General features: G+C 44.7%; 15 protein-coding genes. 13 read left to right on the forward strand and 2 right to left on the reverse strand.

Features of this window, described 5'->3' with window-relative positions:
- Positions 1-8: 8 nt before the first annotated feature.
- The 10 genes from RS881_RS40095 to RS881_RS40140 all read left to right on the forward strand — a co-directional run bounded on the left by RS881_RS40095 (position 9) and on the right by RS881_RS40140 (position 7,443).
- Entirely contained in the window at positions 9-413 is a 405-nt protein-coding gene (locus tag RS881_RS40095; RefSeq protein WP_315815910.1) for a RagB/SusD family nutrient uptake outer membrane protein, read from the forward strand.
- 384 nt (positions 414-797) lie between these two features.
- Positions 798-1,547: a hypothetical protein gene (locus tag RS881_RS40100; protein WP_315815911.1), complete on the forward strand. Its 750-nt coding sequence runs from the start codon at positions 798-800 to the stop codon at positions 1,545-1,547.
- Positions 1,525-2,106, forward strand: coding sequence for a hypothetical protein (locus RS881_RS40105; RefSeq protein ID WP_315815912.1), 582 nt, complete (start codon positions 1,525-1,527; stop codon positions 2,104-2,106). The genes RS881_RS40100 and RS881_RS40105 overlap by 23 nt, the downstream gene beginning before the upstream one ends.
- Positions 2,107-2,111: 5 nt before the next feature.
- Positions 2,112-2,735: a hypothetical protein gene (locus tag RS881_RS40110; RefSeq protein ID WP_315815913.1), complete on the forward strand. Its 624-nt coding sequence runs from the start codon at positions 2,112-2,114 to the stop codon at positions 2,733-2,735.
- Positions 2,736-2,787: 52 nt separating this feature from the next.
- The gene (locus RS881_RS40115) at positions 2,788-3,069 is read left to right on the forward strand and encodes a hypothetical protein (RefSeq protein WP_315815914.1); all 282 of its coding nucleotides are present in this window, start codon (positions 2,788-2,790) and stop codon (positions 3,067-3,069) included.
- A 266-nt stretch (positions 3,070-3,335) separates the two neighbouring features.
- The gene (locus RS881_RS40120) at positions 3,336-4,760 is read left to right on the forward strand and encodes a hypothetical protein (RefSeq protein ID WP_315815915.1); all 1,425 of its coding nucleotides are present in this window, start codon (positions 3,336-3,338) and stop codon (positions 4,758-4,760) included.
- A gap of 35 nt (positions 4,761-4,795) precedes the next feature.
- Positions 4,796-5,554, forward strand: a complete 759-nt coding sequence (locus RS881_RS40125) for a DUF6443 domain-containing protein (protein WP_315815916.1) — start codon at positions 4,796-4,798, stop codon at positions 5,552-5,554.
- A gap of 127 nt (positions 5,555-5,681) precedes the next feature.
- Complete coding sequence (locus RS881_RS40130; protein WP_315815917.1) at positions 5,682-6,608, forward strand: hypothetical protein; 927 nt, start codon at positions 5,682-5,684, stop codon at positions 6,606-6,608.
- Entirely contained in the window at positions 6,575-7,024 is a 450-nt protein-coding gene (locus RS881_RS40135) for a hypothetical protein (RefSeq protein ID WP_315815918.1), read from the forward strand. The genes RS881_RS40130 and RS881_RS40135 overlap by 34 nt, the downstream gene beginning before the upstream one ends.
- Entirely contained in the window at positions 7,021-7,443 is a 423-nt protein-coding gene (locus RS881_RS40140; protein ID WP_315815919.1) for a hypothetical protein, read from the forward strand. Before RS881_RS40135 ends, RS881_RS40140 begins: the two co-directional genes overlap by 4 nt.
- On the opposite strand, the gene RS881_RS40145 is transcribed toward RS881_RS40140, so the two are convergent.
- Positions 7,427-8,032 (reverse strand): hypothetical protein, encoded by a 606-nt coding sequence (locus tag RS881_RS40145; RefSeq protein ID WP_315815920.1) that lies wholly within the window; start codon positions 8,030-8,032, stop codon positions 7,427-7,429. The two genes, RS881_RS40140 and RS881_RS40145, sit on opposite strands and share 17 nt — an antisense overlap.
- Between RS881_RS40145 and RS881_RS40150 the strand changes: the two genes are divergently transcribed.
- Positions 8,009-9,313: an RHS repeat domain-containing protein gene (locus RS881_RS40150; RefSeq protein WP_315815921.1), complete on the forward strand. Its 1,305-nt coding sequence runs from the start codon at positions 8,009-8,011 to the stop codon at positions 9,311-9,313. The genes RS881_RS40145 and RS881_RS40150 overlap by 24 nt on opposite strands.
- Positions 9,314-9,727: 414 nt before the next feature.
- Positions 9,728-9,964, forward strand: a complete 237-nt coding sequence (locus RS881_RS40155; protein ID WP_315815922.1) for a hypothetical protein — start codon at positions 9,728-9,730, stop codon at positions 9,962-9,964.
- A gap of 412 nt (positions 9,965-10,376) precedes the next feature.
- Here RS881_RS40155 and RS881_RS40160 read toward each other — a convergent pair whose 3' ends face one another.
- A complete protein-coding gene (locus RS881_RS40160; protein WP_315815923.1) occupies positions 10,377-10,550 on the reverse strand; it encodes a hypothetical protein in 174 nt (57 codons plus the stop codon).
- Between the two features lie 258 nt (positions 10,551-10,808).
- Between RS881_RS40160 and RS881_RS40165 the strand changes: the two genes are divergently transcribed.
- Positions 10,809-11,126: a hypothetical protein gene (locus tag RS881_RS40165; protein WP_315815924.1), complete on the forward strand. Its 318-nt coding sequence runs from the start codon at positions 10,809-10,811 to the stop codon at positions 11,124-11,126.
- Positions 11,127-12,130 lie beyond the last annotated feature (1,004 nt).

The raw sequence follows: 12,130 nt of genomic DNA on the forward strand, positions 1-12,130 counted from the left end.
AAGCTTATGTGAGCAAAACAAAGGAGACCTACAGCAATGACAACAATACCAATAAGAACATCCGTATCCTGCGTATGGGAGAAATATACCTCATCAATGCAGAGGCCGCCAATGAGAAGAACAACACCAGTCAGGCAAAGACCTCATTGGATGCCGTACGCAACCGGGCGGGGCTGACCAATACCACCGCTACTACCCAGGGTGATCTGCGCCTGGCTATCTGGAAAGAAAGAAGGGTGGAACTCGCTATGGAGCATGACCGCTTTTTCGACCTCGTACGCCAGGGTCGCGCTGGTACGGTGATGCGTGCCCATGGCAAAGCCTTTGTGGATGGCAAACATGAAGTGTTTCCCATTCCGCAGACTCAGATCGACAATTCCGGCAACATCATGAAACAGAATCCGAATTATTAACATATCACGGCTATCGGCTGTCAAGGTGGGCCACCCTGCGGCGCTGCTATGCTGGGCAGCAGGGTGACTCACCTTCTATCTAAAGTAACCTGTCGAAGCCGTCAAAGGGGGCGCGCTCTCCAGGAGCGGCTCACCCTGATCGAAGGCGATCAAAAGCCCTGTTCTACCACTGGCGGAACAGGGCTTTTTGTTGTTTTTGAACGAAACGCACTGCACACTTATAGGCCAAATCTGCACGGTTTTAGGCTAAAACTGCACGACCATCGGTTTGTGCTTGCCAGTCCGATCGGATAACCCTTATTTTGTATCCACAAACCCAAAAGAACCGGTGGAGCGTACCTGCTTTATGGTTTCTTACCCGTTTGCTTAACCTAAACCTAAAGCATGAGACACTTTCTTGCAGTATGTTGCTTCTTCCTCTCTTCGTATGCACAGGCCCAAAACATCGCCTTAAACAACTCAGTTACCAATATCATCACCCAAAGCACGCCACAGGCCTATCAGTTTCAAAAGTATGGAGACATGCCCGTCAATACCAGCACAGGTACTGCTACCGTGCAGGTACCCCTCTTTAAAATAGGCATTAAAAACGTGGATTGGGACATTAGCCTCTCTTATCAAACACAGGGCATAAAAGTGTCGGAATTGTCGGGCTGTGTGGGCCTAGGCTGGAACCTCCAGGCGCCCGGCATGATCTCCAGTCGCTCCTTACAGCAAAGCGATGTCTTTGTCAACAATGAAGGAGATAATCCGGCCTATAAAAAAACCTTCGTACTGGGTGCTACAGGAGCCGATCCCCAACTTGGAGCTTGCTCTTATGTGAACCCCCAGGACAATGGTTTTGTTACAAATATGATGGCCGCCAGGGAAAATGAAGATTCCAGGAATATTCAGAACTTCATGCCCGATGTCTTTTACCTCTCGGCCGGCAGCCTCAATGCCAAATTCTTCCTCAAAAACCACAAGGGCTACTGCATGCCCTCTAAGGATATCTCCATCGAACATTTCTCTACGCCAAGCCACCATTGGATAGTAAAAGACGAACAGGGCAATAAATATACCTTCGAATTGAGCGGAGGCAATGCCAGCAACTTTTATTGGCCAAACAATATTGATCTCGAAGGTCCGGGGTAATCCGGCCGCTTATGGCAACTACAATCCCGTATTTGTTTTGAAGAAAATAGAAAACCTGTTCGGCGATAAGATCGAATTCTTTTATACCAAGGAGTTTTATATCTACCGGAGCAGCGACAAGGAAGTCTACACAAAGATTCCTAATCCTGGTTTGAATTGTAACTATAACGGGGATGGCTTCGAACCATTGAAACACAAATCCATATACAATGATGCCTGCGATTCCAGGCTCGACTCCATTGTTACCACCAGCGGCGACAAAATCGTATTTGGCTACAGCGGTCGTAATGACCTGGCCGGCGCCAGTAAACTCAATACCATAATACGTTATTATAAAACGGCTTCCTCCCAAACTTTTATAGCTTCCTTTAAACTGAACAACAGTTATTTTGGCTCTGGTACCAATAGCCGGGAATTAAGATTAAAGCTGGATGGGGTTGAGCAGGTGGATACAGCCAACCAAACACTCAAAAGCTACAGTTTTGTATACAATACCGCCAACCTGCCTTCCCGCATTTCGGCTGCACAGGACTCCCTTGGCTTTTCAATGGCCAAATAAATAATATGAGTCTCGTACCTGTATTGTCCAACGACAGGAGCCGGTCATTAACCCATGCCAAAGCCTGCATGCTGGAAAAAGTTTCCTATCCAACAGGAGGGTATACCGTTTTCGACTACGAGCTCAAATACAGTGGTGGCCTTCGCGTTAGATCAGTAAAAGACTTCGACATGAACAATGCCCTCACCAGTGTGAAGGAATATGAATATGATCAGTTACGGGCAGCCATTGGAGGGGTTTATTCAAAGCATATCCAATATAACACAATGGCCTGTGTGGCCACAGGACATCCCAAAGGCCTGATAAGTTGCGAGAAAATTGAGACCTATTCGGACCCGGTAATCGACGTATATTCTTCCTTCTATGGCGACGCAACTGAAAGATATGGTAAGGTGACCGAATACTATGGCACAGGTGGCACAAACGGAAAGATCGAATACCAATACCGCAACCATGAACAAGACCTCAGCCCCAGGGTAGGCATGCCAGATATGGCAGATCTGTTGATCTCGAAAACCGTATACAGAAAGGTAGGCTCCGCGTACGAACCAGTTACAAAGGAGGTTAAAATATATGAAACTCTGGCAGAATCCGAAAACAGTTCTACTTTTTTTCCTGGATGCAACTAACTCTCGGGAAGTACGTACTTATGGACTTGATTTCGAGGTTTTACGGGCCGAAATGTTTTCCAATGCCAGCGAATGCGGAGGTTCCTGGGGTGTAGCTTACTGTTATCCTTACAGATACTTTCAACAAAGTTTCCGTATGGTCTCTTCTCCGGTATTATTGAAGGAAGAGCAAACCTTTACGTACGGACAAACCAGTGCTGATTTCAGCAAAAGGCTGACCTCCTATTCTTATCTTCCCAATACCATACTCGCTCCAGTATCCGTGGAGGTACAGGGCAACGACAACTCATTCAATAAGAAAACGAGCCTGTATCCCCAAATTTTGCTGGCATAACAGCTACCGATGCCCTTTCTGCCGGCATCAAGAACCTGAACGACCTGCATGTCATCAATGCACCGATAGAACAAGCTGTCTTTAAAAAGCCAACTCCTGCCGGCACTTATCAATTACTGAATGCTGTATTTACGGTATACAAAAATACCACGCCCGTACCCGATAAGATACTGGCACTGGAAACTGCTACACCGCTTACAGGGTTTACTCTGGCCTCAGTAAGCGCAGGGGCAATCACCAGGGATAACCGCTATATAGAAAAAATATTGTTTAATGCTTATGACAATAAGGGCAATATCCTGCAGCAACAAAAAGCCAATGACATCAACATTGCTTATATATGGGATTACCAGTCCAACTATCCAATTGCAGAAATAACTGGCGCCGGCATCAACCAGATCGCTTATAGTTCCTTTGAAGCCGATGACAATGGATATTGGTTCCTGAATCAGCCTGGAATGATCAACACCAGTGAGGGCTTTACTGGTAAGAGAAGTTATGCCATCAATGGCGTGCTGGCTCGTTACAACCTCGATCCTGCTCTAACTTATACCGTTTCTATCTGGACAAAAAACGGCATTCCCAACTACAATGGCTTTAACGGCGCTACCCAGGTAATTGCAGATAACAACAACTGGACCGTAGGAGCTATTGTCAATGGCTGGACCTACCGCGAAAAGAAATTGACTGGTGTTACCACCATCAATATTGGTGGCGGCGGCGGATTGGTAGATGAGGTCCGGCTTTATCCTTCCAATGCCAGAATGACCACCTATACCTATCATCCATTAATAGGTCATTCAAGCGCCTGTAATGCCAATAACCAGGTCTCCTATTACGAGTACGATAGCTTTAATCGATTATTGCGTGTGCGTGATGAAAACAAGAATATCCTAAAGGCATACGATTACCAGTTGCAGGCGCCCAACAATCCCGATGCCTTATGGACAGCTACCGGTAATACCCGTTGCAAAACCTGTCCTGCCAACAGCATTTACCTCGCCGGTATCCGGCAGCAGGAAGAAAAAGACCTGAACCCCCAAAGCTCCAGTTATAATACACTTCGCTGGATCGATATAGGTCCGGATGGTAGTTGCGCAGCCCTTGCCGACTGGCAGAATACGACCACCCCTGTACGGTGCCAAACCATTGCCATTGAGAATACAGGATACCAGGAAAGGGAGCAACGCGATATGAATCCCTGCAGCCCTACTTACAACCAAATCAAATGGACTCTCCTAAGCCAGAACTGCGTTGCCTGTCCAAGATCTGCCGTCTGGCAATCTACAGGTAACTACCGCTGCATAAAGGACGCAAGCAACAACAACACCGGCGAACAGGAAAGAGAAGAAAGAGATATTGTAGTGTGCAGCCCTACCTACAACCAATTAAGATGGGTAAATTCCGGACTAAGTACAGCCTGCCCTGCCGCTACCTGCAACTCCTCAATTGTTACCTCGAGAATAAAAAATGTATCAATGGGATTTGCCAATCGGGCGTTAAAACATACACAAGCAGCAACTATAATCCATCTACGGGAATGTATGAGTGTATTTACCATTATGTATTCCCTGATTACTCCCTGTCGCAAAACTATACCGAATACAATAATGAGCCTTGTGCCCTTTAATCATCTCATTATGAAGTCAGTAATAAATAATCAACCTATCCAATTAAAATATAGCTGCTGATGATACCCCGCCAATCAACCCATGGATACCTGACATTGACAGGTCTGTTAATTTCAGCAATGACCTTTGGACAAGCAACCCCGCCAGATAATTACACCAGCAATAGTAAGGTCAACTATGTACGCACCTGGGTCGCCAAAGCCCCTGAGCAAAGCCCGGCCACCCTGGTAACCCGTCCCTTGCGCGATGTACAACAAGCAACCGCTTTCTTCGATGGCCTGGGCCGCCCGCTGCAAACTGTGGTCAAACAAGGATCCCTCACCACAGGTAGCAGCCCGGTTGATATGGTAAGCGCAATCACTTACGATGAGTTTGGTCGCGAAAAATACAAGTACCTCCCTTCACCCGCCAACAATGCAGGGGCTAACACGTCCATCAATGATGGCTTCTTCAAGCTCAATCCCTTCCCCCAACAAGTACAATTTTACAATAGTCAGCTAGACGGTCAGGCAGGTGAAACCAATGTAGGTCCCAATAGCCGCAACTGGGCCTATGGCCAAACCAAATTTGAATCCTCTCCCCTCAACCGGGTGGAGGAAACCTTTGCCCCCGGCGCCAATTGGGTGGGTACCTCCGGCCAGGTCAATGAAGCCAACCGTCGCTCTACTAAAATCAAGCATTATTTCAATACTGCCACCGATGACGTGAAGATCTGGTCCATTACCGATGTGGCCAATGGATGGGGACCTATGCAGTTACCGGTGTATATACCGCCAACCAACTCAATAAAACCATATTCCTTGATGAACAGGGTAAACAGGTCATTGAGTTCAAAGACGATCAAGGCCAGATGATCCTCAAAAAATACAATTTGCTGCCACTGCCGATAATGGCAGCGGTAGTGGTTATACCGGCTGGCTTTGTACCTACTATATCTATGATGGCTTCAACCAAATCCGCCTTGTTGTACAACCCAGGGGCGTGGAGCTCTTGGTGGCCAACAACTGGAATACCACCGCAGATAACAGTGTTGTCCTTAATGAACAATCTTTTCGTTATGAATACGATGCACGTCGTCGTTTGACCATGAAAAAAGTACCCGGTTCTGGGGAAATGTGGATGGTATATGACAAATGGGACCGTCTCGTGCTCATGCAAGATGCTAACCTGCGGCCCAACCAAAAGTGGTTATTCACCAAGTATGATTACCTCAACAGGCCCATCATGACGGGCTGGTTCACCAATGCTACCTATACCACCCAAAGCGCCATGCAGGGCAACCTCAACAGCCAAAACCTGGCCCGCTTTGAAATTGTTGACCTCACTAAAACATATGGCTACACCACACAACTCAGTTTTCCCAGTACAGGCTTTCCCGATCCACAAACCATAACCTTCTATGACAATTACGACTGGACAGCCGTATATGGATCAGGCTTTCATGACCGTGACAATGACAGCGATCCCATGTTCTTTACGGCCGACAATAATAATTATCCTTATCCACAACCTCTTACAACAACCAGTAATACCCGCGGTATGATCACCGGCTCCTGGACCAAAGCATTGGGCACCAGTAAAGCCATTGTCAAATCCATCTTTTATGATGATAAAGGAAGGACAGTGCAAGTCAAAAGCAATAATATTACCGGCGATCAATCAAATCCAACTTCGATCTTTACAACCCAGTATGATTTTAGCGGTCAACCCCTGGCTGCGCACCTTCCACAGACAACGAAAGGGGATGCAAGCCAACATACGCTCTTTGTAATGACCACCTACAACTATGATGACCTGGGACGGCCTGTGGAGATCAAAAAATGGCTGGATGCTTATACCCCTGAAGGGCATATCCTGGTTCCCGAAAAACCATTGTGCGTAATGAATATGATGCACTTGGCCAGTTGAAAAACAAAATACTATCGCCTGCCGGAGGTTCCGGTGGCGGGCCGCTGGAAACCCTCACCTACGACTACAATATCCGCGGCTGGCTGCTGGGCGCCAACCGCAATTACCTCCTAAATCAAGGAACTGCCAGTTATACCGATAAATATTTTGGTTTTGAACTGGGCTACGACAATTGTACCCAGAGTCCCGGCTCCTGTGCCGATGGCGTGTATCAATACAATGGCAATATTTCCACCAGCGTTTGGAAAAGCAAAGGCGACCAGGTACGCCGTAAATTCAATTTCCAGTACGATGCTGCCAACAGGTTGGGCAAAGCAGGTTTCTACCAGAATTCCACCCCGGTACCGGGGGTAACTGGAACTACAGTGAAGCTAATTTCAGCGTCGGTGGGTTTGATGCCGACAATGGCTATATGATGAAATACGATGCCAATGGCAATATCCTTTCCATGATACAACATGGCATTAAACCGGGCAATAACGATCTCGTTATTGATGCCATGCGTTATAAGTACAAAGAGGGCAACAACAGCAACCAGCTCGAACAGGTATGGGACGACCTCAATATGCCCGATACCAAACTGGGCGATTTCCATTACACCGGCACTAAAACCGGTTCAACGGTAGATTATACCTACGATGCCAATGGCAACCTGATAGCAGATGGTAATAAGAACATCAGTTCAATATTACCTATAACTACCTCAACCTGCCCCAAAATAATCCAGGTCACTGGCAAGGGTAGTATCGAATACCTCTATGATGCCGCTGGCAATAAATTAGAGAAAACAGTAAATCGAGACCGGAAAGCCGTCCAAATCAACTTTGTACATTGATGGCTTTGTTTATGAGGACAATGTGCTCCAGTTCCTGCCTTTTGAAGAAGGAAGGATACGCTATACCAAAAGTTCCGCTGCCAATGGTGGTAGTAATGGGAACTTTATATACGATTACTTCCTCAAAGACCACCTGGGCAATGTGCGCATGGTACTTACCGAACAAACCGATACCGCCCAGTACCTGGCTTCCATGGAAACAGCTTACCGCACCAAAGAAGAGCAACTCTTTTCCAATATTGCTCAGACCGCTATTGCCAAAACCAGCGTACCGGGCGGTTATCCAACCAATCCCAATCCCGTTACAAGCCCTAACGATATAGTGGCGGTAGTAAATGCCAGCGGCAATAAAATCGGCCCGGCCATTGTACTGAAGGTCATGAGTGGCGATAAGGTAGATATTGGGGTAAGCCATTTTTACCGTAGTGGCGGCACCTACAACGATGGCGCCAGCATGGTGCCCACCATCCTGTCTTCCCTGGCCGGTGGTATTGTGGGTACAGCAGGCCAGGCCAAGGGTACCCTGGCCCAGCTCAGTGCCAATCCTGGGCCCCTGGCAAGCGCCGTGACCAGTTTCCAGACTGCTCACCAGCCTTCCCAGGCTGGCAACAGCAAACCCAAGGCTTACCTCAACTGGATACTGCTTGATGAACAATTAAAATATGTAGCGGCCAGCAGTGGTGCCCTTCCCGTAGGCGGCGCCAATGCCGTTCTTCCCCTTGCCCAGTCCGCCATCCCCATGACTAAAAATGGATTTCTGTATATTTACGTCAGCAATGAAACCCAGAACTGGGACGTGTTCTTTGATAACCTGAGTGTACAGCATATTACCGGTCCCATCATCGAGGAAACGCATTACTATCCTTTCGGCTTGACGATGGCGGGAATATCTTCTAAGGCAGCTGGTAAACAATCTAACAAGTACAAGTTCGGTGGAAAAGAATTAAATAGTGGCGAGTTCAGTGATGGAAGCGGCTTGGAGAATTATGATTTTGGAGCAAGGATGTATGATGCACAAATAGGGAGATGGTTACATGTTGACCCCCTCTCAAATAAGATGCGAAGGTGGTCGCCTTATAATTATGCGTTTGATAATCCAGTAAGATTTATAGACCCTGAAGGAATGGCACCATATTCCTATAATTGGGATAAAAGTAGGTACGAAGATGAAAAAGGGAATGAGGTAGGATGGGATGTTGTAAACCAAAGTTTAACAGATGAAGGTGCATATGAAAATAGCGGCAAGGCTATATTGGTAGCTTTCCCTGATGCAAGTCCTGATATACCTTCAAATCAAGGAGCGGCAAAATGGTTTGAAAAGAAATTCGGTGACGGGGATGGTAAACTTAATAAAGGAGGGCATGCGGGTATTGTGTTGATAGATGGAGAAGGCAATACAAGTTATTTTGACTTTGGCAGATATGACAGATCTGATGTTAAGGGGAGAAAAAGAGGAAAAGATGAAGGGGCAGTGAGGTCAAGTAAGAATTATAAAAGTTTATCTCTTCCAAATTGGGATGCTAAGAAGTCCGATGCTGAAAATGTTACCGCAATATTAACAAAACTACACAACTCCCCGTTGCTTGCCGGTTATGGTCGAGTCATTGGGGCACTTGCAAACAATCTTGATTATGGTAAAATGTTAGCTTATGCAAGAGGTGCAGAAAGCGAAGGCTACCTACCTTTTGGTGGTTATAGTGAAGGCTATAATTATTGTAATAGTGCAACATACTGTGCAAAATTTGCAAGGGCAGTAGGTGCAGCAGGTGGTATTGATTGGAGTTTTATTACATTATATGGAGAGGGAAATATTGAAGACATAGAAAGTGAGTATGAAGTCGAACGGGTCGAAATACCTAAAAAACAATAATCAATGAACTTCAAATGGAAAGCAAAATGAAACTTGTTATTATAATACTGTATTCTCTATCATTTAATCTCAGTTGTTTTAACACACCGGCAAAAATGGTTGAAAAAATATTAATGACACATTGCAGAGACCTATTTACATGACACAACATGCTACCTTGCTTAATTATGGTTCCGATGTTGAACCTATTATGGTGTGGGCTGATTATATAGGCTCTTTATCTAAAAAAGGAAAAGTATATTCTCATATTCATGGGGTACAATATTTTTATGAAAAAGCAGGAAAAAAGGATACAGTGTATTATGAGAACATCGGATTGCGAAATAACACAAAGAGTTTTGATTTTAAAAACTGTAGTATATTAAACTATCCAGGCGATGCTACGATTCAAGTATCAAATAAAAAGATAGCTTATTGTTGTTCGCTGTTCTTGAATTAAATGAATTTAGTCGAGAGCACAAGGGAATAGAGTTTAAAAGAATGCCAACAATTGCTTTGGATAATAACAGATATTTAGCTGATGTTGATATGGAGTTTAATCTTAAGAAAGTAAAAGAAGGAAAATATGAATTAACATTAAGTGACACCTCTAAAGTAGAGTATAAGGCTTGTTCAAATTGTAATATTACCAATCAAGAAATTAGTTTTTGAATAGGCAAGATGGGAGGATTTATTTTGTTGACCAAGATTACTACTTAGAGCTAGTTAATAAAGACGATGTCAAAATATTCCAAGGATTAAGATAGAAAAAAGCCGCAGCGATTGAAGTACCCCAAACTGGCGCTAGTATGTAGACCGGCCTTGTGCGGTAGAGTACTTGTGCCCGGTAAGTCAACCCCTTAACTGGCGCAAGATTGGGGAGTGGGTTTGTGTGATGGCATCTTGTGTGTATGAAAATACTGAAGCCCCCAACTGGCGCAAGATTGAGGGGTAGGTCATGAGCGTTAGCATCTTGTGCCTGTATAAAACTACTGAAGCCACCATTACTGGTGGCTTTATCATATTCAGGAAGCATAGGCCTGTTTGGTTTTGTAGTCCCTGACGTAAGCGGAGATAATTTTTATCAATACCCCCTGTTCTTCTTCGGGCAGGGCATCCACTTTTTAAAGCGTTGTATCAGTTCGGAGTTTTTCAGTGATGCTTTAGCCTTCTCTGTTTTATCCCCGCTGATCAGGTAATCAACAGCAGTGCCCAGCATATCGGCCAGTTTGTTCATAATATTGGCCGGCGGCTGCACATCTTTGTCTCATAGCGTATGTACTGGGATTTGGAAACTCCTATTTTATCGGCGTGCTGTTGTAAGCCATCCCCATGACTAAAAATGGATTTCTGTATATTTAGGTCAACAATAAAACCCAGAACTGGGATAGCTTGTCCCGATATAAATAACATGGAAAAGTTAATCCAACAAGTATGCCGTTGCTTACTGCTGCAATTTGCTTAATTATGGTAGGAGTAGTGATAAAAGATAATATTTTCTATTAAATCACCTGAGATGGGAAGTACAGAAGGGAATTACTTAATAAATATTAAGGCGACAATCATTGCCAATAACCAATATGAAATTTTAAAGGTATTAGATCTTGAAATTATTGTGGCTTCCTATTTTAATCAAGAAGAATATTCAAGCATATCACAGTTAATTAAAACTGGAGAAATCGCTAAAATAAAAACATGGGAAAGCAAAAAAATGCAACAGAGTATGTCGATATTTTGCTTTTTAGAGACCAGAATGACAGAAAGTTTATTGTTAGTATTTATGACAAGGAAGAACTATGGCAGGATCCGGAAGTTATTGAGATGGTCCCATTAGCAAATTGAACCCCTCTTTCATCTATTTTAATTAATGCAAGAATGTTGAGCCTTGTGGATAAGATAATTATGTCTGGATTAGTAACTGTCTTTTGGGAGGTCCATAAACTGAGCAGGCAAGAAAAACACATCTAAAGACGGCGGTATGTTGAGGGTACAAGTTTTTACGGACGGAAGGGATGAGCGCACTGGTGGAAGATGATGCTGTGGTCCTCAAAGCCCTTGGCGAAATGGAGGAATACTCCTTTGAGAGTCTCCGGGAGCTGATTTTCGTGTATAATACACGTGCCGAAAAATTGGGCAGACAGCAATGGAACTACTCAATAAAGCGACGCAGCTATAAAAATAATACAATACATAAGGGCACAAGTACGCCATGCGCATAATCAACGCTGTATACTTGCACCAACCAGGAATTAATGGCGCGCTCTCCTGCCGACCTGGTATACATCCATAAAAATCCCCTCTTTTAATGAAGTTCTTTGGTCGGGCAGTCTTCCTGTCACTGTGCACTGCTGAACGTTTGAGGCTTTACGGAAGGCGCCTTCGGCAAAGCCTGGTGAGACATCAGTTGAGCGCAAAAAGACCACCCGATCAAAGAACTTTATAAACGGTTGCCCGCGGTGCAACCTATCTACATCCATTGTTGCTTTGGGTGGGAGGCGCCAGCTTCCCTGCCACTTTGTGCAAAAATGGGCTGTTTTTGTGTTTAGTGCTATTAGCATACTCTATCTATAGGGAAGGTATACTGAAGCTATAGAGAAGCTATTCTGAAGGGTTATTGATTACTGATTATTGATTGCTCTGATCTTTGTAAATTCTTTACTGTTGTCTTCTGTGCTTTGCTTCTGGTCCTTATGCTTATCCTTTCTTTTCTTTTTCAGTAACACTGCAGGGCAAACGTACGACACTGGATAGGCCATTTCCAAATGTGTTTTTGTCGTTTCGGCTATTTTATGTCGAAAGCGCTATAAATCGACGTAATTGACGTCGATTTATAGCCGA

The sequence above is a fragment of the Paraflavitalea speifideaquila genome (assembly GCF_032395985.1).
Classification (GTDB): Bacteria; Bacteroidota; Bacteroidia; order Chitinophagales; family Chitinophagaceae; genus Paraflavitalea; species Paraflavitalea speifideaquila.